The organism is Arthrobacter sp. RCC_34 (assembly GCF_041360795.1).
GTDB lineage: Bacteria > Actinomycetota > Actinomycetes > Actinomycetales > Micrococcaceae > Arthrobacter_E.
Genome location: NZ_JBFUPW010000002.1, coordinates 247,608 through 270,311, shown reverse-complemented (window position 1 = coordinate 270,311; position 22,704 = coordinate 247,608). Strand labels below are relative to the sequence as shown.

The window sequence follows — 22,704 nt, the reverse complement described above, 5'->3', positions numbered from 1 at the left end:
CAGATTCGGGCGGAGAGCCCGACGCGTCACAGCGGTGACCTCTGTGACAGCCATTTCGCTCTCCCTCGCGGCGGCGGCGATCGCCTATCCGGGTTTCAAAACGGCCGATGTCGACCTGAACGACGGCGGCGTCTGGGTCACGTCCAACGCCCGCAACGCGGTGGGCCGGCTCAACTACGCTTCCCGGGTGCTTGACGGCGCCGTCACGCCTGCCAGCAATCGCTTCGACATCCAGCAGGACGCGAGTCGCATCCTGGTGCAGGACGGCGCCGGAAGCAGCGTGAACGCGGTGGATCCCGCGTCCGTCCGGCTCGGGCCCGACTTCAAACTGCCGCCCACCACCTCCCTGTCCCTGGGTGGCCAGACGGTCGCGCTGACCGAGGTGTCCAGTGGCAAGGTCTGGGTGACGACCCCGGAGGAGCTCTCCGGCTTCAATCCTGAGAACACCCCCGTGGCCGTCCAGGGCGCCAACGGCCAGAACACCGTGACCGGGCCGGACGGGACGGTGCACACTCTCAACCGCTCCAAGGGGGAGCTGACGGACCTGCGGCAGTCCGCCCAGGGATCCGGTGTCGACCGCGAGACCAGGACCGTGACCGCCCTCAAGGACACCGGCGATCTCCAGCTCACCACGGTCGGTGACACCGTGGTCGCCTTTGAAGCGACGAGCGGCCGGGTGATCCGGGAGGACGGCTCCAGCATCACCATCCCCGACTCGCGCGACGCGAAACTGCAGCAGCCGAGCTCCGGAGGCGACGCCGTCGTACTCGCGACCCCGACCGCACTGTGGAAGGTTCCGCTGTCCGGCGGCGAGGCCGCCAAGACCGCGGTGGACGGTTCCGGCGCTCCGGCCGCCCCGGTGCAGCTGAACGGCTGCACCTACGCCGCCTGGGCCGGGATCAACAAGTACGTCCGCCAGTGTAAGAACCCCGCGGATGACAAGAAGCAGGACATCCCGCAGGCCAGCAAGAGCCCCCAGTACGTCTTCCGCGTCAACCGGGACAACGTGGTGCTGAATGACGTGAACTCCGGCGTCGTCTGGCTGGTCAACCAGGACATGCTGCTCGTGGACAACTGGGACGAGGTCATCCCTCCGAAGAACCACAACTCCAACCAGGACGACAACTCCTCGGACACCACGGCCCGCAACGTCCTTCCGGACCGCACCAAGCCGAACCGGCCCCCGACCGCCAAACCGGACACGTTCGGCGTGCGACCCGGCCAGACCACGATCCTGCCCGTGCTGGAGAACGACTCGGATCCCGACGGCGACGTCCTGACCGCGTCCGTGGAAGGCAACGGGCCCAAGGCGGGCACGGTCGAACCCATCTACGGCAAGACCGCCTTCCAGATCGCGGTGCCGGCCTCCGCGGCGCCCGGCACCGAGACCTTCCGGTACACCGCCAACGACGGCCGCAGTGGCACGAACACCGCCCAGGTCACCTTGCGAGTGGTGGGTCCCCAGGAGAACGCGGTTCCCCGGCTGAAGGCGGAGCGCAGGACCACCCTGGTGGTGGAGAACGGCAAACAGGTCAGCCAGAACGTCCTGCTCGACTGGATGGACCCGGACGGCGATGAGCTGGTGCTCATGGATGCCAAGACCGAGAACCCTCAGGACCTGGTCAAGGTCCGCCGCGATGGCATGCTCACCTTCCAGGACGCGGGCACAGGCCCCGGACGCAAGACCGTCACCATCACGGTCTGGGACGGCCGTGAATCCACCACGGGCCGTGTCACGGTGGACGTGCGGCCCAACGGCGCGCTGGTCCCGCAGGTCAACGCGGACCACGTGAACGCCGTGGCCGGTCAGCCGACCACGATCTCCCCGCTGAAGAACGACGTCGATCCCAATGGCGGCAATCTCCGCCTCGCGAGCGTCGACGCGCAGGGCAAGGCCCAGCTGGGCCCCGTCACCGACGCCGGGACGTTCACGTTCCTGGCGAAGTCCGAGGGCACTTACTACGTCAGCTACGTCGTCAGCAACGGCCCGCAGAGCAATGTGGGCCTCATCCGCGTGGACGTGGCGTCCGGACGCGAGGAGGGTGCGCCGTCGGCCGTGCACGACGTCGCGCTCCTGCCCACCGGAGGCCAGGCGCTCGTCGCACCGCTGGAGAACGACGACGACCCCGCCGGCGGCGTCCTGGTGCTCCAGTCGATCACCGTCGACCCGGATTCTGGAATCTCCGCGACCATCCTGAACCACGAAGTCCTGCGGATCACCGACGTCCGGGGCGCCAACGCCCCGAGCACCATCCGTTACACCATCTCCAACGGCAGCAAGTCCGCCACGGGGACCATCTCGGTGATCCCGGTGCCGGCCCCGGCGGTCATCCAGGCGCCCGAGCCGAAACCGGACGAGGTCAACGTCCGGGTGAACGACGTCGTCACCATCCCCGTCCTGGCGAATGACACCCACCCGCAGGGCGAGGAGCTCAGCGTCGACCAGAAGCTCACGGAGCTGCCCGACGCCGCGGAGGGCAAGGCGTGGGTGTCCGAGAAGACCGTGCGTTTCCTGGCGGGCCCCACTCCGAAGACCGTGCGCGTCGTCTACAACGCCGTGGACCCCCAGGGCCAGAAGAGCGCCGCGCCGGTGACCATCCACATCCTGCCGATCGAGGGCCGCGAGAACTCCCGGCCCCAGGCCAAGAGCGTGACCAGCAGGGTCATCGCGGGCGGCACGGTGCGGATCGCGATCCCCATGGACGCGGTGGATCCCGACGGCGACTCGGTCCAGCTCGTGGGCGTCGAAAGCGCTCCGAAGAAGGGCACGGTCCAGCTCGGCAGCAACTACATCGATTACACGGCCGCCACGGACGCCTTCGGCACTGACACCTTCCAGTACCGGATCCAGGACCGGCAGGGCGCCGTCGCGACCGCCCTCGTGACCGTCGGCGTGGCGCCGCTGCCCGAGGTCAATCAGAGCCCGTCCGCCGTGGACGACTCGGTCACGGTCCGGCCCGGGCGTGAGGTCGCCGTTGCGGCGCTGGCCAACGACTCGGACCCGGACGGCGACACCATCGGCATCCTCAAGGACCGGCTCGACGCCAACGCCGCGCTGAAGGCCTCCGTGAGCGACACGAGCCACCGGATCCTCGCCACCGCTCCGCCGGAGGAGGGGACCGAGAGCCTGCGCTACACCATCGCCGACTCCCGCGGCGCGACGGCGGACGCCTCCGTGCGGATCATCGCGCGGAAGGACGTGCCGCTCAAAGCGCCCATCGCGCGGGACGACCGTGTGACCCAGGCGCAGACGCTCGGCAAGACGAGCGTCGACGTGCCGGTCCTGGACAACGACGAGGATCCCGACGGCGTGGGGGAGAAGCTCAAGATCTCCAGCGAGAATCCGAACGCCCATCCGAACGGCAAGGGCGGCCTGGCGGTCAACCTGGCCAAGGACGCGCAGCTCGTCCCGTACACCGTCGAGGACGTGGACGGCCTCAAGGCCACCGCGATCGTCTGGGTTCCGGGCGTGGGGGAGCAGATCCCCGTCCTGGCGAAGGACGACGTGCTTGAGGTCAAGGCCGGCAGCAGCCTGGACTACCAGCTCAGGGAATGGGTGAAGGTCCGTGACGGGCGCACCCCGCGGATCACTCAGGTGGACCGCGTCACCATGATCGGCGCCAACGCCCAGGACGCCGTCCGGGACAACGGCGGCTCCCTGCGCTACACCGCGAACCGGGAGTACGTGGGCCCGGGCTCGCTGAGCTTCGAGGTCACCGACGGTGACGCGCCGGACGACCCCAAGGGTCTCAAAGCCACCCTCACCATCCGCACCAAGGTGATCGCCGATCCCGATCGCAACCACCCGCCGCGGTTCCTCGGCAGCACCGTCGAGGTGGCCGAGGACGGCGGAGCCACGGTGGACCTGTCCAAGCTCGCCAGCGACCCCGACGCCCGCGATCAGCTGCGCTTCTCCGTGGAGGGTGACGCCCCCGCCGGCTTCGAGGCCGGCGTCGACGGCGCGACGCTCAAGTCCTCGCTCAGGGGCGAACCGAAGCCGGGCACGCGCGGCACACTGCGGATCAAGGCCGACGACGGGCGGGGCGGCACCGCCGTCGCGACCTTCACGCTCGTGGCCAAGGCGTCCGTCCGGCCGCTGCCGGTGGCGAACGACGACACGGTCGCGGATGCCGATGCGGGCAAGCCCCGTTCGGTGCCCGTGCTGGCCAATGACGTCAACCCGTATCCCGAGACCCCGCTGAAGATCAAGACGGCCTCGGTGGAGACCGGCAACGGCACGGCGGTCATCGACGGCGACCACGTGGTGGTGACGCCGAACAACGGATTCAGCGGCACCATGGTGGTGGCCTACGCGGTCCGTGACAAGAAGGACGATCCGAGCCGGACGGCCACCGCTCGGATCAGGCTGACCGTGCGGGACAAGCCGGACGTGCCGGGCACTCCGAGCGCCAGCAATGTGGGCGACCGCACCGCGCTGCTCACCTGGCGTCCGCCCGCGGACCGTGGAGCGCCCATCGAGCGTTACACCGTCAAGGGCGAAGGCGGGTTCACCCAGCAGTGCCCCGCGAACAGCTGCACGCTGACGGGCCTCACCAACAACGTGAAGTACCACTTCACGGTGACGGCGACCAACGCCGTCGGAGAGTCCCAGCCGTCGGCGCCGTCGGCGGAGGTCCGCCCGGACACCCGCCCCGAGCAGCCGAACCCGCCGACCACCAAGTTCGGTGACCAGCAGGTCTCCGTGGCCTGGCAGCCGCCGGTGACCAAGGGCTCGCCGGTCACTTCCTACGAACTGGAGATCTCCCCGCCCGCCCCGAACGGGGTGTCCAGCAAGCCGGGCCTGAAGGGCACGAGCACCGTGTGGACGGGTCTGAAGAACGGCGTGGCGTACAAGTTCCGGGTGCGGGCTTCCAACCAGGCCCCGGAGCCCAGTGAGTTCAGTGCCTACTCCACGGCCGAGACCCCGGCCGGTGTCCCGGCACAGCCGCAGGCGCCGCGTGCGAGCTCCACCGATTCGGTCGGCAGCCAGAGCCAGCTGACCGTCGAGTGGACCGCCCCGGACCCGAACGGCGCCGCGATCTCCGCGTACACCCTCACCACCTACCAGGGCGGGGCCGTGGTCAAGACCCTCAGCGTTCCCGGCGGTCAGACGAGCACGAATGTCTCCATGCCGAACTCCGAGGCGGATTACAGCTTCACGGTGAGCGCCACGAACAAGGCGGGCAAGGGCGCCACCAGCCCCCAGTCCAACGCCGTGCGAGCAGCCGGGCAGCCGGGGCAGGTGACGAACGGCTCCGTCGCGCCCACCGGGCAGTCGGGGGAACTCAAGGTCACGTTCTCCCCCTTGACCGGGCCGGCGCGCAACGGCTCCACGAGCGATGAGATCAGTTACACCTGGCGTTCCAGCAACGGCGTGGGCGGGTCGATCCCCGCAGGGGGCGGCAACGTCAACGTGGGCGTGAACGGCAGCAACATCGCCATCACCATCATGGCGCACTCGACGCGGAGCAGCCGGGCCGGTAACGACACCAACGTGGGCTCCGGCAATCCCTATGGTCCGCCGGATGCACCCGCGGTCTCGGGCAGAACGTCCGGCCAGGGCGACAAATCGGTGAGCTGGACGTGGAACACTCCGGCGAACAATGGCCGCGCCATCCAGTACTACGAAGTCAGTTACGACGGCGGCGGCTGGCAGAATGTCGGCAACGTGCACAGCTATTCGCACGGCACCGGGGGTTACAACGTGTCCAAGAGGCTGAACGTCCGCGCGGTCACGGTGGTGGCCGGTCCCGCCGGAGGCGACGTCTCCCGGTCCGGCGGCGATCCCACCCCGCCGCCCAGCCACCAGATTCAGGTCAAGGCCGGTGACAACCGCACCTGTCCGGGCAAGCCCGGTCTGCCGGACACCTATAGCCCGAACGGTCCGAGCTGCGGCGCCGGTTGGGTGGAACGCACCTGGGGCAAGCTGAACGTCGACTGCTCCAACCCCATCTACAACAACGGGACCATGTGGTACCGGCTGACGGAGTCACCTAAGGCCGGTTGGTACGTCAAGTCCACTACCGTGGACGTGTACGGCGGAGCGCCGCCACGCTGCTGACATCCCTTCCGGGGTCCGACAGGGCCCCGGGCACTCCCCGACAGATTCACTCGACACAAAGGAACACAGCATCATGACGATGACCACCGAGCAGGCAACGTGGTTCGCAGGGACCTTCGAGAAACTCGTGGCCAACGTCGGCCAGGCGGTGCTGGGCAAACAGCACGTCATCCGGCTGACGGTCATGAGCATGCTTGCGGAGGGCCACGTGCTCTTCGAAGACGCCCCGGGGACGGGCAAGACCTCCCTCGCCCGCGCCCTGGCAGCGAGTGTCCAGGGGTCGCACAATCGCATCCAGTTCACCCCGGACCTCCTGCCGTCCGATGTGACGGGCGTGAACATCTACGACCAGAAGACGCAGCAGTTCAACTTCCACGAGGGCCCGGTGTTCGCCAACATCGTGCTCGCGGATGAGATCAACCGCGCCTCGCCGAAGACCCAGTCGGCGCTCCTGGAGGTCATGGAGGAGTCCCGGGTGACCGTGGACGGCGTGACCTACGAGGCCAAGCGCCCGTTCATGGTGCTCGCCACCCAGAACCCGATCGAGCAGGCGGGCACCTACCGTCTCCCCGAGGCCCAGCTGGACCGCTTCCTGATCAAGACCAGCATCGGCTACCCGGACCACAACTCCACGGTGGAACTGCTGAGCGGCGCCAGCCTCAAGGACCGTTCCAAGGCCCTCACTCCGATCATCACCACCAAGGCGATCGCGGACATGGCGGACCTGGCGTCCACCAACCACGTGGATCCCGCCGTGCTCGGCTACATCTCGCGCCTCACCGAGGAGACCCGCAACGCGCCGCAGACGCGCCTGGGCGTGTCCGTGCGTGGCGCCCTCGCCATGGTCCGTGCCGCCAAGGTGTGGGCCGCCGCGCAGGGCCGGAACTTCGTGCTCCCGGACGATGTGAAGGAACTGGCCCCGGTGGTGTGGACCCACCGTCTGGTCATGGATCCGGAGGCGGAGTTCTCCGGAGCGACCCAGGAGCAGGTGATCTCGCGCGTGCTGACCGAGATCGCGGCGCCTCAGCAAAGGGCCTGACCCTCCGCCGTTCACACGGCCCCGACATGACCGTCCCTACGGAGTTGAAGGCACACCACAGATGAGTGAGAACGCCCCCACATCGCGGCGCGCAGCGCGGGAGGCCCGGCGCGCCCAGGATCAGGGCGAAGCGGCCCCTGCGGGGGAGGACCGGACCATCCGGAGGCCCGCCGCCCCGGCGGCCCCGCCCCAGCCGTCCGCACCGCCGGCCCAGCCGTCCGGTTCGCCCGCTCAGGCAGGCGGCGCCGCGCCGTCGTCGTCGCGCCCGCCTCGCGGCGCCCGGCGTCCGGACAAGGCCCGGCGGCAGGGCAGGGTTCCGCGGCAGGATAAGGCTCCGCGCCCCGGCAAGGCCACCCGGCCTGCGCGGACGACCGGGGCCGAAGGGAAGGGTGCTCCGCTGGCCGGTCTCAGGACCGTCACGGCACGGCCGGCCTCCTTGCTCCGGCAGGCGTGGCGCGTGATCGTGGACGTCTGCGGTCCCGTGACCGGCAGGGTCCGCGACGTCCTCGTCCGCAGAGTGGGACCGGTGGTCTCGGTCGTCACGCCGCTGGGCTGGGCCTGCCTGGCGCTGGTCCTGTGCATGGCGTGGTTCGCCACCGCTTTCGGCTGGCAGGAGGCCGCGGCACTCGGCATCCTTCTGGGAGTCCTCCTGGTGGTGGGCTGCGCGTTCATCGTGGGGCGCTCCTCCTACCAGGTCACGCTCGATCTGACCCGCACACGCGTGGCGGTGGGAGACAACGCCGTAGGTGGCATCTCCGTCATCAACACGGCGCCGCGTCCCGTCATGCACTCCACCCTGGAACTTCCCGTGGGCCGGGCCGTGGCCAGTTTCCCCATCCCGCGCCTGCGGCCCCAGGAACTGCACGAGGATCTCTTCAGCATCCCCACGAACCGCCGTCAGGTCATCATGGTGGGCCCGGCGGTCTCCGTCCGGGCCGACCCGTTCCACCTCCTCAAGCGCCAGATCCGCTGGACCGAGCCGGTCGAGCTCTTCGTGCATCCCCGCACGGTCGCTCTCGGCAGCCCGGCCGCCGGCTTCATCCGGGACCTGGAAGGCATGACCACCAAGGAACTCTCCAACACGGACGTGTCCTTCCACGCCCTGCGGGAGTACGCACCGGGCGATGACCGCCGCCACATCCACTGGAAGACCGTGGCCCGGCTGGGCACCCTCATGGTCCGCCAGTTCGAGGAGACCCGCCGCGCGCACCTGGCGATCGCCCTCTCCGCCAATCTGGACGAATACGCCTCGGAGCTCGAGTTCGAACTGGCCATCTCCGTCGCGTGCTCCGTGGGCCGCCAGGCCCTCGTCGAACAGCGCGAATTGGACATCCTCACCCAGCGTGGCCCCTTCCGCTGCGCCACCGGCCGGACGATGCTCGACGACGCCACGCGGCTCCAGGGCATGACCGGCCGCCGGGATGCCGTGGATCTGGCGCGCCGGCTGGCGGACCGCGTCCCGAACGCATCCGTGGTCTTCTTCGTCGTGGGCAGTGGCGTCACCCCGGCCCAGCTGCGCTCCTGCGCCGCCTCGGTCCTGCCGGGTGTCCGGGCCATGGCCATCCGCATCCAGCCCGGGGCCGCGCCGTCCCGCGCCACCATCGCCGATCTGACCGTCCTCACGCTCGGCGGTCTCGACGATCTGGCCCTCGTTCTGCGAAAGGCGGTCGCATGAGCACCGCGCCCACCACCCGCATCCTCGGCAGGCGCGGGCTCCCCGCCTGGCAGGACCTCGCCGACGCCGGGGCGCTGTTCGTCCTGCTGGGACTCGGGATCCTCGGACTCCACCTCAGCTACGGCGGCGACCCGCGGTACCTCCTGGCCGGTCTGGGCGGCGTCGCCCTCGGCCTCGGCGTCGCGGCACTGAGCCACCGGCTCCGCATGGGTCTGCTGGCCACGGCGGGCTCCGGTGTCCTGGTGTACTTCCTCTTCGGCAGTGCTCTCGCCACCCCCACTCAGGCCCTGTTCGGCGTGCTGCCGAGCCTGGATTCCCTGCGGACGCTCCTGCTCGGAATCGTCTTCTCCTGGAAGGACATGCTGACCGTCGGCGTTCCGGTGGGCGTGGCGGACGGCATGCTGATCGTGCCGTTCCTCGCCGGGCTGATCTGCGCCGTGGCGGCCGGACTGCTGACCTGGCGGCTGCGCAGCGCGCTGTGGCCGCTCCTGCCCGTGCTCGCCCTGTTCGTGGTCGGCGTCGCCTTCAGCACCAACGCGAGTTTCCTGACGGTGCCGCGAGGCGCAGCGCTCGGTGTGGGAGCCCTCGTCTGGGCGTCCTGGCGCCGTTCCCGCCTGCGGGGCGCGGAGGCCAGGATCGTCGCCAAGGGTGCGGAGCACGACGCCGGCGCCGTCCGCCGCGCACGGTTCAACCGCCTGGCGCTCGGCGCCGCGGTGCTGGCCGGCGCGGTGGTCGTCACGGCCCTGGCGTCCCCGGCGGTGACGGCGACCACCGAGCGGCAGGTGCTGCGCGACGTCGTCGTGCCGCCGTTCGATCCGCGCAATTACATCACCCCGCTCGCGAGCTTCCGCACCATGGTCAAGGACCAGAAGGACAAGACGCTCTTCGAGGTCAAGGGCCTGCCCAAGGACGGCCGGGTGCGCCTCGCCGCCCTGGACAGCTACAACGGCACGGTCTACAACGTGGACCCGAACGGCACCGGCAACTTCAGCAAGGTGGGCGACGCCCGCGCGCTGAACCCGCAGGCGCCCACGGGCGACGGCACCTCCGACTACACGATCGACGTGACGGTGGGGGATTACCAGGGATACTTCGTGCCCGGAGGCACCCGGACGGTCGGATTCGACTTCCCGGTTTCGAGCGCGGCGGGCGGCGGTCTCTACTTCAACTCGGGTTCGGACACCGCCATCACCACGCTCGGCCTCGGCAAGGGGGATCATTACACCGTCCAGGTGCAGGTCCCGCCCACGCTCAGCCACGGCCAGCTGACCCAGTATCGTGTGGCGGCGGACTCACTGCCGAAGCCGGACGGCGTTCCGCAGGCGCTGTCCCAGAAGGCGGACCAGATCGCCGGGGACGCGCCCACGGACATCGACCGGGTGCGCCAGATCGAGGCCTACTTCCGGACCAAGGGGGCGTTCAGCAACGGCCTCGTCACCGAGGGACAGGTCCCGAGCCTGTCCGGCCACGGCGAGTCGCGTCTGACCACCTTGTTCACTGCCAAGCAGATGCTGGGTGACGACGAACAGTATGCCTCGGCGATGGCGCTCGTCTGCCGGCAGTTGGGCATGCCGGCGCGCGTGGTGATGGGCTTCTACCCGGATCCCAAGAGCCCGCAGAACGGTGGCGGAGACATCCAGATCAAGGGCAAGGACGTGCACGCCTGGGTCGAGGTGAACTTCGACCGCGCCGGCTGGATCCCCTTCGACCCGACCCCGCCGAAGGACAACGTCCCGATCCCGCCGGACCCGGAGAAGAACTCCAAGCCGAAGCCGCAGGTCCTGCAGCCGCCGCCCCCGCCGCAGGAGCCGGCCGAACTCCCGCCGGACTCCCAGCCGGAGGCTGCGGACGCGGATCAGAAGAAGAACGACTTCTGGTCCGTCCTCGGCCCGATCCTCGCTACGATCGGCCTCGCAGCCATCCCGGTCCTGATCCTGGCCCTGCCCCTCGTGCTGATCGCCGTCCTGAAGAACCGGCGCCGCAAGAAGAGGGCCTTGGAAGGGCCCCCGGCGCAGCGGTTCTCGGGTGGCTGGAGCGAAGTGGTCAGTCTGGCCACGGACCTGGGGACACCCGTCGATCCGAAGGCCACGCGCCGCGAGACCTCGTCCCTGGTGGGGGAGGCCTTCCCGACGGCGGCCCCCGGCACGGTGCTGCTCGCTCAGCGGGCGGACGCGGCCGTGTTCGGGGCCGGGGAGCCGGCCGAGGAGGAAGTCCGGGCGTACTGGGAGAATGTGGACCAGTCCCTGAGCAGCATGACCGAGGGGATGGGCTTCTGGCGCCGCCAGCGGGCCAGGTTCTCGCCTCGCTCGTTGCTGGTGGAAGCACGCACGGTCCTGGAGTCCGGCCCCCGGGGCCTCCTGGAGAAGGTACGACGCAGTAAAGGAGATGGGCAATGAGCATCAACGTTGAACGCTGCCCCCAGTGTCAGCAACAGCTCACCCCCGGAGCGGGGTTCTGCCTCGCCTGCGGCACGTCCCTGAGCAACCGTGCGGCGCTGAGGAACGGTGTGCAGCATCCGCAGCAGCCGGGCGCGGCCCCGCAGGGCGGCCCGTGGCAGTCCTCCAGCCCGGGCATCGTGGCCCAGCATCCCGATCAGCTGCCCGACACGCAGCCGGTGGTCCGCGCGGGCGCCGTCAAGCGTCTCTTCTCCAAGGTGATCGACCTGGCCGTGCCGGGCATCATCGCGGGCGTCCTCCTCTCGGTGGGCACGGCCGCGCTGCTGAAGAACGGCCTGGCCGGGTCCGCCAACCTGGGCCCGAGCCAGGAGGACGTGGTGTTCGCCCTCGTCATGTCCGGGCTCGCCGTGCTGATCTGGCTGGCCTATGTGGTGACCATGTGGATCATGGAGGCGCGGAGCGGCAATTCGCTCGGCAATGCGATCTTCGGGATCAGGACCACGGAGCTCGAGGGCTTCGCCCCGGGCGCGGGCGCGGTGTTCCTGCGCTGGCTCGTGCTGCTGGCCCCGAACATCCTGTTCTCCCTCGTGGGCGGCATTATGGCGTTCTTCGCCCCGGCCGGCGTGGTGCAGATCGTGGGGAGCATCGGCTCGATCGTGTCCTTCCTCTGGCTGATCGTGGCGGGTGTGTCCAACGCCTGGGACCCCAACGAGCGCAAGCAGGGCTGGCATGACAAGGTCGCCCGCACTCTCGTGTTCGATGTCCGGAACGGCCGGAATCCCGTGACCACCGAAGGCATCGCGGGCACCCACAGCTACCCAACCCTCGACCTGCCGGCCGTCCGTCCGGTGGCGTCCCCGCTGGCCGCGCAGGGCCAGAACCGGCCGGCACAGCAGTCTCAGCAGCAGGCCCAGCCGCAGGCGGTGACGCCCGTCGTCGTGCCGCAGCCTGGTCCGGCCGCTCCGCAGCAGCAGGGCCGTCAGGTCCCGCCGGTGCCTCAGGCGCCGTTCCCTGTCCAGTTTGGAGAGCCGGCTCAGTTCGGGGAACCGGCTCAGTTTGGAGAGCCCGGTCAGTTCGGTCAGCCCGCGCCGTTCGGGCAGCAGCCGCCCGCCCCGCAGCAGGATCAGCAGTACTCCCAGCCTCAGCAGTACGGCCAGCCCGCGCCGTTCGCCCCGCCACAGCAGCAGTTCGCTCCGCCGTCGGCCCCCGCCGACCACGGGGAGACCATGCTCCGCGCCCATCTGCCGTTCGGGTCCGCCGGGCAGCAGGACTCGCTCGTCCTCCTGTTCGACGACGGCGCACAGGTCGCGCTCGACGAGGGCGTACTGATCGGCCGGAATCCGGCTGCGCGGGCGGGGGAGGAGCGCTTGCGCCTCCTGGCGCTCGACGACGCCGGCCGGTCCATCTCGAAGACCCATCTGCTCGTGGTCCCGGCCTCGGGCGGAGCCTGGGTGACGGACCGCCAGTCGACCAACGGCAGCGGTGAGATGCTGGCCGATGGCACCCTGGTCCGGCTCGTCGCGGGAGAGGCACGTTTCGTCCGCCCCGGGTCAACTGTGAAATTCGGGGACCGGACTTTTAAGCTGAGCACACCATGATCTCTGAAGTGCCCTCTGATTTCGCCTCGGCCCACGGCGCCGGGCCTCTGACCCTGACCGCCGGCTTCGGCACGGACCGGGGCCTCCGCCGCGAGCTGAACGAGGATTCGCTGATCGCGCAGGACCCCGTCTACGCGGTGGCGGACGGCATGGGCGGGCATGAAGCGGGGGAGATCGCCAGCGGCATCTGCGTCCGCACGCTCGCCCAGCGCCTGGCCACCCCGGAAGGCAACCGCGACGTGGACGTGACCCGTCTGCAGCAGGCCCTCCAGGAGGCCGACCTGGCCATCCGCCAGCAGGGCTCCGGCCGCGCCGGGACCACCCTGAGCGGCGTCGCGGTGGTGGAGCAGAACCAGAAGCCGTACTGGCTGGTCTTCAACGTCGGTGATGCCCGGACCTACCGGCTCAGCCGGGGCACGTTCGAACGCGTGACCGTGGACCATTCGGAGGTCCAGGAACTGATCGACAACGGCTCCATCTCCGTCACCCAGGCCCTGCGGCACCCTCGCCGCCATGTGGTGACCCGGGCCCTGGGCAGCGGCGACGGCGGAGCGCCGGATTACTGGCTGCTGCCCATCGAGGACGGCGACCGGGTCATGGTCTGCTCGGACGGTCTGACCGGCGAGGTCTCGGACGAGTTCATCCGCCGGACGCTGCAGAACACCTTCGACCCGCAGGAGGCCGCGGACGCGCTGATCCAGGCCGCACTGCGCAACGGGGGCCGCGACAATGTCAGCGTGGTGGTGGTCGACGCGTTCGCCCACGATGGCGAGCTGACCACCTCTCCCCGCATCGACGCGGAGACTGAGGACACATTGCCACGGGAGCTCCTGGCGCTCCGCGAGGAGAACGCCGCGGACACCGCGGCGTCAGGGGAGGAAGAATGAACACCAATCATTACCGGCAGGGCTCCTGGCTGTACGTCCTGCGCAATGGGATCGCGGTGGTGGTGTACCCGGACGCCGGAACCGAGAGGATCCAGCAGCTCTGGGAGGTCCTGGGCCGGAACCCTTCCGTGGACCAACTGCTCAACGAGGTCACCCGCTCGTTCGGGACCTCGGTCACCGGCCTGCCCGATTTCGCCGTGGTGGACCACCGCGACTCCCTGCGGGTGTTCCTGCGCGGTGATCTCCAGGTCCGGACCCTGGACGGGAGCGGTCACGAGGTGCACGGGCGCGGAGTGACCACCTGGAACGAGCGCACCCTGCCCTCCAGCGAGAGCTTCGAGATCCGCGGCGGCGAGCCGGGGGACGAGGACGAGCACCCGTGGATGCCGCTCGACGCGGGCGTCGTGACGGCGTCCGTGCTGGTGGTGGGGGAGCTGCCCGCCGACAAACCCCTCGAGGACACCGCCGACGCGCCGCTCTTCGCCGCGCCCGCGCCGTCGTGGAATCCGCCGTCAGACAGCATGCCTTCCGACAATGCCGTGCCGGTGTCCTGGGATCCGACCCAGGATGATGAGGACGACGACGAGCCCGCCTTCAGCCTCGACGGTCAGACCGACAGCCTGGCGACCGAGCTGCTGGGCGCCCGGGCGGCACGCGAGGACGCGGGAGCGGGAGACTCCGTGGACGCCGAGGCCATCCCGGACGACTCGGAGGACGAGTCCGAGGATGAGCCCGAGGCCGAGGATGAGGCGGACGACGAATCCCCCCGGGGCGAACGCGCCCCAGTGGAAGGCGCCCCTGCGGAAGGCGCCGTCGTGGCGGCGGACGAGGAGGCTCAGGCGCCGGCTGACGAGGACGCGGACGAGAACCCGGCGGCCGTCTCCGGACAGCACTCCGGGGACGTTCCGGCGCACCACCATGATGCCGATGCGCCCAACGACCTCACCACCACCTACGACCACCTTTGGGACCAGGTCCCGGCCGCGCCGGACGGCGCGGGGACCCAGAGTGGCGGTGAGACTCCGGGCGGCACCGGCCCCGCCTCCACCACCGCGCCCGCCAGTTCCGACGAGGGGCGTGGCGCCGACGAGGCGCCTGCGCCTTCCGTGACCCCGGAGCCTTCTTCCGGCCCCGCCGGGCCCGCGGGGCACGACGAGTCCCAGAACACGCTCCTGCCCTCTGCGGAACACGGAGAATCGCTCATCGACGAGGTGCCCTGGGCCCGTTCCGGCGGCGCGGCTTCCGGCGCGGCCCCGGCTCCCGTCGCCGCGCCCGCGGTCGGCTCGGCGCCGGTGCCGGCCCCGGCTCAGGGACCCGGCGGGGCACCCGCCGCGCCGCCCTTGCCACCCGCCCCGCCGTCGTTCCCTCCGGGGGCGCCGCAGGGCGATGATCTGGACCACGACGGCCACACGGTCTTCCGCAGCGAGCTGCCCGCCGGCGTCCCTCAGGGCGCCCCGCAGGCGGCTCCCGCGGCTCCGCCGGCCAACGGCCCCCGGGTTCTGGCCCGGATGTGCCCGCGAGGCCACGCCAATCCGCCCACCCGGACGCACTGCATGAGCTGCGAGGAGCTGATCTCCGGTGACGCCGCGAGCGTTCCGCGCCCGGCTCTCGGCCGTCTGAGGCTGCCCAGCGGCGAGACCGTGGTCCTGGACCGCAATGTGATCCTGGGCCGTCAGCCGTCCGTTTCGCGCGTCTCCAGCGGGGACATGCCCCATCTGGTCCAGGTGGACAGCCCCAAGCGGGACATCTCCCGTTCGCACGCCGAGATCCGGCTGGAAGGCTGGAACGTCGTGCTGTGCGATCTGAATTCGAGCAACGGCACGGTGCTGCTGCGCGAAGGCCAGTCCCCGCGCCGGCTCGGCCAGTCGGAGACGGCGCTCGTGCTGAGCGGCGACGTCGCCGAACTCGGCGATCAGGTCTACATCGTCTTCGAGGATCTCCCGTGAGCCGTAAACGCCCCGCCGCCCCGCCGCCCCGGATCGACGGGTTCAACTACGTTCGAGTTCTCGGATCCGGTGGCTTCGCCGACGTGTACCTGTACCAGCAGGACAGGCCGCGCCGTCAGGTGGCGGTCAAGGTCCTCCATGCGGGTCTGAAGACCGAAGGCGCCCGGCGTGCCTTCGAGTCCGAGGCGAACCTGATGGCACAGCTGTCCACCCACCCGTACATCGTCACGATCTACGAAGCGAACATCACGCCGGACGGACACTCCTATCTGGCCATGGAGTACTGCTCCCGGCCGAGCCTGGACCTCCGGTACCGGAAGGAACGCTTCCGGCTGCAGGAGGCCCTGGCCATCGGCATCCAGGTGGCCTCGGCCGTGGAGACGGCCCACCGGGCCGGCATCGCGCACCGGGACATCAAACCCGCCAACATCCTGGTCACGGATTACAACCGACCCGCCCTCACCGACTTCGGCATCTCCGGCATCATCGGCGGGGACCCTGAAGAGGATGGCAACGACGGCGCCATGTCCGTGCCGTGGTCGCCGCCGGAGAGCTTCGCCTCCAGCTCCACCGACGGAGTCCTGGTGGACGTCTGGGCGCTCGGCGCGACCGTCTACACGCTGCTGGCCGGCCATTCGCCGTTCGCCGTCCCGGGCGCCGACAACTCCAACGCGGAGATGATCAACCGGATCAGCAACACGCCCCTGCCACGGCTGGGGCGCGCCGATGTGCCGGAGGCGCTGCAATTGGCGCTCGCCACGGCCATGGCCAAGAACCCGGCCGCCCGGTACCCCTCGGCGTACGCGTTCGGCCTCGCGCTGCAGCGCATCCAGGCGGAACTGAGCCTGTCCGTGACCCCCTTCGAGGTCATGGGCGATCCCATCCAGGACGACTCGGACTCCGACGAGGAGGTGGAGGCCACCCGGCTCCGCGGGATCTCCGTGATCGACCCGGACAGTTCCAGTGGCAGGACCGGCAGCACGGGCACTTCCGGGGACGGGACGGCGCCGAACCGGACCACGCCGAATTACACGGCGCCGAACCAGACGCTGCCCGAGGACCCCACCATGATGCGGTCCACGGGCACGGCCCCGGGCGCCTCTGGCGGCCCGGCGTCGCAGGGTGGCACGGCCCAGGGGAATGCCCCGTACGGCTACCACGGTGGCACACCCGCGACGCCGTCGGGCGGGACCGTCGGGCCAGCGGGCCCCGCCGCCTGGGAACGGACCCGGGAGGACGATGCCACGAGCGCCACGGTGCTCCGCGGGCTCCAGGAGTCCGGCTCGACCGGCCAGCAGAACACCGGCCAGCAGCACACGGGTCAGCTCAACACCGGTCAGCAGTGGACCGGTTCACCGCACACCCAGGGCGGCACCCAGGGCTCTCCGCAGGGCGGTGGCCGCACGAAGCTGTGGATCAGCGTGGTGGCCGGTGCGCTCCTGCTGGCTCTCGGCGTCGTGCTCGTGGTCGTGCTGAACCAGGGCGGCGGCAAGGGCCGTGACCGGTCCACGGACGCGGCCAGCCAGTCGAGCACCTCCGGTCTGTCCGGAGGCGGAACGGCCAAGCCGGTGGATCCGCTGGGCGACGGGACGGTGGCCGACGTCAAGAACCTCAGCGGCAGTCCGGACGGCTCTGGGAAGCTCTTCTTCTCCTGGACGAACCCCGAACCCAAGGAAGGGGACAGCTACCAGTGGCGTAGTATCTCCGCCACCAAACAGGGGGAGTGGCAGAAAGCCGAACAGAACAATGTCCGGGTGAAGCCGACTGCGGGGCAGCCGACGTGCATCCAGGTGAGGGTGATCCGCAAGGATGGGACCGCCTCCAGCGGCGATGCCGATTCGGCGAAGGTCTGCGTCCCCTGAGCGGGACGGAGTGAACGTGCAGCGGGGGACTGAAAGCGTGAGGAGTACAGGATGATCGAGCCAGGGCAGGAGCCCGTGAGGGAACTCTCCATCGACTACTGCGGGGAATGGTTCGAACCGGTCCCCGACGAGGTCTTCGTGATCGGACGCGAGGGCGACCTCGCGATCGATGACAACCCGTATCTGCACCGCCGCTTCCTGGAAGTGGCCCGCTACGACGGGATCTGGTGGCTCAGCAACGTGGGCTCCATGATCTCGGCGACCATCGCGGACGGGTCCGGCGGCATGCAGGCCTGGCTCGCGCCGGGCGCCCGGATCCCGCTGGTGTTCGGTCTCACGACGGTCGTCTTCACTGCCGGTCCCACCACGTACGAGTTCTCCGTGCACCAGAACAGCCCGGCGTTCCGGCACCAGGCCAAGGACCCGGAGGCGGACGGTGAGACCACGATCGGCCCGGTGGTCTTCACCGACTCCCAGAAGGCGATCATCGTGGCGCTCGCCGAGCCGATGCTGCGCCGTGAAGGCACCGGATTCAGTGCGATCCCGAGCTCGGCCGAAGCCGCCCGCCGGCTCGGATGGGCCCTCACGCGCTTCAACCGCAAGCTCGACAACGTGTGCGACAAGCTGGACCGTGTGGGCGTCGCCGGTCTGCGGGGCGGCGGCGGCAAGCTCGCCATGAACCGCCGCGCCCGCCTCGTGGAGCACGCGGTCACCTCGCACCTGGTGACCGCCGCGGACCTGCCCCTGCTCGAACAGATGAAAGGTGAGGCCGGCGAGTGAAACTCCGCCTGACACTCCGACGCGGAGACCTCGACAGCAAAGACCTGGCCGTCACAGTCGACGGCAGCGCGACCGTCTCGGACATCGCCCGGGAACTCTGGCTCGCCGACCCCGACCGGCCCAACCCCGCCGACCCCGGCCGGATGAGTCTGCTGGTCGAGGAGTCCTATGTGGGCGGCGCCATGCGCGGGCAGGTCCTGGACCCGGACGCCAAGCTCCTCGAATCCGGTCTGAGGCCCGGCTCCGCCGTCTCCATCGCGCCGGTCAGCCAGGCCTTCGCGACCCATCAGCAGGCCGGCGGCCCCGCCGTCGCGACGCTGAGGGTCTTGGCAGGGCCCGACGCCGGACGCGAGTTCCCGCTGCCCTCCGGCACCAGCTACATCGGCCGCGGCCGGGACAGCGACATCCGGCTGAGCGACCCGCTCACCTCGAAGCGCCACGCCCGCATCCTCGTGGGCGAGACCGTGGAGGTGGTGGACACCAACTCCGCCAACGGCCTCCTCATGGACGGCTTGCCGGTGACCCGCGCGGTCCTGGGCTCCTCGGACACCATCACGCTCGGTGACACGACGGTCTCCATCATCACGGTCCAGCGGAACCAGGCCGCCGTCGCCACCCAGCCCATGGTGGACTTCAACCGGTCACCGCGCGTCGTGGCGCGCTTCCCCGTGCGGAAGAAGGTCCCGCCCAAGGGTCCGCAGCCGCGGGAGAAGGAACCGTTCCCCATCCTGATGATGATGCTGCCGCTGTTCATGGGCGCGGCGCTGTTCGCCATCACCCAGAACATCACGAGCGTGGTCTTCATGGCGCTCATGCCGCTCTTCGCCATCGGGCACTGGTGGGAGCAGAAGCGGCACTCCGGGAAGCGCTTCAAGGAACAGCTGCGGCAGTTCCGCGAGGGCATGGACCAGTTCCGCTCGGAGATGACGGAATTGCAGAAGGTGGAACGGTCCGTCCGGCTGCAGGAGACCCCCTCGGTCGCGGACACGGTGGACGCGATCTACCGGCTGGGTCCGCTGCTCTGGACCCACCGCACCGAACACCGCGGCTTCCTCTCGCTGCGGCTCGGACTGGGGACGGCGCCGTCGCGCGTCGAGATCGAGGAGCCGCAGGACCGTGACACCGAGGCGGTCTACGCCCGGGAGATCCAGGAGGCGATCGCGTACTACTCCACGATCGACGGCGTGCCGCTCGTCTCCCAGCTCCGGCACTCCGGCTCCTTCGGCGTGGCCGGTGAGCGGGCCGTGATGGACGACGTCGCGCGAGGTCTGGTCGTCCAGCTCGTGGGTCTGCATTCGCCCGCCGAAGTCGTCATCGCCGCGATGACCTCCACCCGGTCGAAGGACCGCTGGGCGTGGCTCAAGTGGCTGCCGCACGTCGGTTCCGGCCACAGCCCGCTCTCCGGCGACCACCTCGCCGCCGGTCAGGCCGCGGGCACCGCCCTCCTCGAGCGTCTCGAGGCCCTCGTGGACGAGCGTGCCGCGGGCCGCAAGGAACCGGTCCCGTCTCCGCGCGGCGAGCTCAAGGACGATCTGGTCGACCCGCCGGCACCCGTCGTCCCCGAGGTCCTGGTGGTCGTCGAGGACGACGCCCCCGTGGACCGCGGCCGCCTGACCCGTCTGGTGGAGCGCGGCGCGGACACCGGCGTCCACATCATGTGGCTCGCCGCGGACGTGCAGTCGCTGCCCGCGGCCTGCCGCGACTTCATGGTGGTCGACGGCGGTCAGGGCGCCACCACCGGCCAGGTCCGGCTGGGGCGGCACAGCTACCCCGTGAGCTGCGAGAGCGTGGATGAGCAGCTGGCGACCCAGCTGGCCCGCATGCTGACCTCCGTCGTCGACGTCGGACGTCCGGTGGAGGACGACTCGAACCTGCCGCGCAGCGTCAGTTTCGTGAACCTCCTCGGCCGCGACCTGCTCGACTCGGCCAACGCGGTGGGGGAGCGGTGGAAGGAGAACAACTCCATTCACAGCACGGCGATCCCCAACCGCAAGGACAACGGAACCCTTCGCGCGCTCGTGGGCTCCACGGGTTCCGAACCGATGTTCCTCGACCTGAAGAATGAGGGCCCGCACGCCCTCGTCGGCGGCACCACTGGTGCCGGCAAGTCCGAGTTCCTGCAGTCCTGGATCATGGGCATGGCCTCCGCCTACAGCCCCGATCGGCTCAGCTTCCTGCTGGTGGACTACAAGGGCGGCAGCGCGTTCGCCGACTGTGTCCAGCTGCCCCACACCGTCGGCCTGGTCACCGATCTCTCGCCGCACCTGGTGCGCCGAGCCCTGACCTCGCTCCGGGCCGAGCTGCATTACCGGGAGCACCTGCTGAACCGGAAGAAGGCCAAGGACCTCCTGGCCATGCAGCGCGAGGCCGATCCGGACGCCCCGCCGTACCTCGTCATCATCGTGGACGAGTTCGCCGCTCTGGCCAATGAGATGCCGGAGTTCGTGGACGGCGTCGTGGACGTCGCCGCGCGTGGCCGTTCGCTCGGCGTGCACCTGATCCTGGCCACGCAGCAGCCGTCCGGTGTGATCCGCGGCAGCCTGCGCGCCAACACGAATCTCCGCGTCGCGCTGCGCATGGCGGACGAGGACGACGCCACGGACGTGATCGGCACGCCGCTGGCGGCGTACTTCGACCCCGCGATCCCCGGCCGTGCCGCCGCCAAGACCGGTCCCGGACGTCTGCAGAGCTTCCAGACCGGGTACGCCGGTGGCTGGACGACGGAACGTCCGCCACGTCCTCAGATCGACATCGTGGAGATGAACTTCGGCGCTGGCGCCGTGTGGGAGGTCGATGCCGGGCTGCGCGAGCCGGAGCCCGAGCCCACGGGTCCGAACGACATCGCCCGGATGACCGAGACCATCAAGGCCGCCGCGGATCTGCTCGCGATCGAGCCGCCCCGCAAGCCGTGGCTTCCAGTGCTCCAGTCGGCGTACGACTTCTCCGAGCTGCAGGGCCCGCTCACCGATGAGGAACTGCTGCTGGGTGTCGGCGACGACGCGGCCCATCAGACCCAGCCCCTGGTGTTCTACCGGCCCGACCGCGACGGCAACATGGCGATCTTCGGCACCGGCGGTTCCGGCAAGTCGTCGGCCCTGCGCAGCATCGCCGTCGCCGCCGCCGTGACACCGCGCGGGGGTCCCGTGCACGTGTACGGAATCGACTGCGGCTCCGCCGGTCTGACGATGCTCGAGGTCCTGCCCCACGTCGGCGCCGTGATCGACGGCGACGACGAGGAGCGCGTGGGCCGTCTGCTCCGCTGGCTCCGGGACGTCTCCGAGGAACGGGCGCGCCGCTACTCCGAGGTCAAGGCCTCCACGATCGTGGAGTACCGGAAGCTCGCCGAACGGCCGGACGAGCCGCGGATTTTCGTCCTTGTGGACGGCATCAGCGCGTTCCGGGACTCCTACGAGTACTCCAGCAGCGCCGGGATCTGGGAGATCTTCCTCCAGCTCGCCACGGACGGCCGCCCGCTCGGCATCCACCTCGTGGTGACCGGTGACCGCCCCGGCTCGGTGCCCACCGCATTGCTGGCTTCCATTCAGAAGCGGCTGATCCTGCGCCTGTCCGCCGTCGATGACTACATCACCCTGGATGCCCCGAAGGACGTCCTGGACGCCTCGTCCCCTCCGGGCCGCGGCATGCTGGACGGCCTGGAAGTGCAGCTGGCCGTGCTGGGCGGCACCCCCAACCTCGCGCTGCAGGCCCGTGGCGTGCAGAAGCTCCGCGAGGCGATGCTCCGCCGCGGCATCCAGCAAGCGCCGGGGATCCAGCGTCTGCCGGAATCGGTCGACCTCGGCATCCTGCCGGTCGCGAGCCCCGGCATGGCGGCCTTCGGCGTGGACAACGAGACCCTCACTCCGGCCCAGGTGCCCACCGAAGGCGCGCTCATGGTGTCCGGCCCTCCCGGCTCGGGCCGTACCACGGCCCTGGTCACCCTGGCGCACGCCTACAAGAAGGCCAACCCCGGCGGCACCGCCGTGTACCTCGGCTCCCGGCGCTCCGCCGTCGGCTCGCTCAAGGTCTGGGACAAGGCGTTCGTGGGGACCGACGACGTCGAGATGGGTGTGGACGAATTGCTCGAGTTCGCGCAGGAACGGCCGGGCCGGGTCGCCTTCTTCATCGAGGGCCTCACCGAGTTCACGGACTCCATGGCGGAGCCAGGACTGGCCCGTCTGGTCACCGAGTCCGTGAAGTCGGGCCAGTGGGTGGTGGCCGAGTCCGAGACCTCGACCTGGTCCTCCGCGTGGCAGCTGGCGCAGCCGTTCAAGTCCGGCCGCCGCGGCCTCCTGCTCAACCCGGGAGACATGGACGGCGACTCGCTCCTGAGCACGAGCCTCGGCCGGATCAAGGACCAGTTCATCCCGGGCCGTGGGTACGTCATCGCCCGCGGCAAGGTCCGCAAGGTCCAGGTGGCTCTGCCCCCGGAGGCCTGACCCCGGAGCCACGGGCGGGGCGGG

Annotated in this window: 10 protein-coding genes; all 10 read left to right on the top strand. The window is 70.1% G+C overall.

All coding sequences use genetic code 11. From position 1 onward, the window contains the following. Positions 1-34: 34 nt before the first annotated feature. The 10 genes from AB6732_RS09990 to AB6732_RS09945 all read left to right on the top strand — a co-directional run bounded on the left by AB6732_RS09990 (position 35) and on the right by AB6732_RS09945 (position 22,680). Positions 35-6,061, top strand: a complete 6,027-nt coding sequence (locus tag AB6732_RS09990; protein ID WP_370959821.1) for an Ig-like domain-containing protein — start codon at positions 35-37, stop codon at positions 6,059-6,061. A gap of 73 nt (positions 6,062-6,134) precedes the next feature. Further along, positions 6,135-7,100, top strand: coding sequence for an AAA family ATPase (locus AB6732_RS09985; protein WP_370959820.1), 966 nt, complete (start codon positions 6,135-6,137; stop codon positions 7,098-7,100). Positions 7,101-7,563: 463 nt separating this feature from the next. Continuing rightward, the gene (locus AB6732_RS09980) at positions 7,564-8,775 is read left to right on the top strand and encodes a DUF58 domain-containing protein (RefSeq protein ID WP_370960116.1); all 1,212 of its coding nucleotides are present in this window, start codon (positions 7,564-7,566) and stop codon (positions 8,773-8,775) included. Further along, positions 8,772-11,171 (top strand): transglutaminaseTgpA domain-containing protein, encoded by a 2,400-nt coding sequence (locus tag AB6732_RS09975; RefSeq protein ID WP_370959819.1) that lies wholly within the window; start codon positions 8,772-8,774, stop codon positions 11,169-11,171. Before AB6732_RS09980 ends, AB6732_RS09975 begins: the two co-directional genes overlap by 4 nt. Then, positions 11,168-12,769 (top strand): RDD family protein, encoded by a 1,602-nt coding sequence (locus tag AB6732_RS09970; protein WP_370959818.1) that lies wholly within the window; start codon positions 11,168-11,170, stop codon positions 12,767-12,769. The genes AB6732_RS09975 and AB6732_RS09970 overlap by 4 nt, the downstream gene beginning before the upstream one ends. Further along, entirely contained in the window at positions 12,766-13,656 is an 891-nt protein-coding gene (locus AB6732_RS09965) for a PP2C family serine/threonine-protein phosphatase (protein ID WP_370959817.1), read from the top strand. Before AB6732_RS09970 ends, AB6732_RS09965 begins: the two co-directional genes overlap by 4 nt. After that, on the top strand, positions 13,653-15,602 hold the full coding sequence (locus AB6732_RS09960; RefSeq protein WP_370959816.1) for an FHA domain-containing protein: 1,950 nt from the start codon (positions 13,653-13,655) through the stop codon (positions 15,600-15,602). The genes AB6732_RS09965 and AB6732_RS09960 overlap by 4 nt, the downstream gene beginning before the upstream one ends. Then, entirely contained in the window at positions 15,599-17,464 is a 1,866-nt protein-coding gene (locus tag AB6732_RS09955) for a serine/threonine-protein kinase (protein WP_370959815.1), read from the top strand. The genes AB6732_RS09960 and AB6732_RS09955 overlap by 4 nt, the downstream gene beginning before the upstream one ends. 75 nt (positions 17,465-17,539) lie before the next feature. Further along, positions 17,540-18,244: a hypothetical protein gene (locus AB6732_RS09950; protein ID WP_370960115.1), complete on the top strand. Its 705-nt coding sequence runs from the start codon at positions 17,540-17,542 to the stop codon at positions 18,242-18,244. Beyond that, positions 18,241-22,680: an FtsK/SpoIIIE domain-containing protein gene (locus AB6732_RS09945; protein ID WP_370959814.1), complete on the top strand. Its 4,440-nt coding sequence runs from the start codon at positions 18,241-18,243 to the stop codon at positions 22,678-22,680. Before AB6732_RS09950 ends, AB6732_RS09945 begins: the two co-directional genes overlap by 4 nt. Positions 22,681-22,704 lie beyond the last annotated feature (24 nt).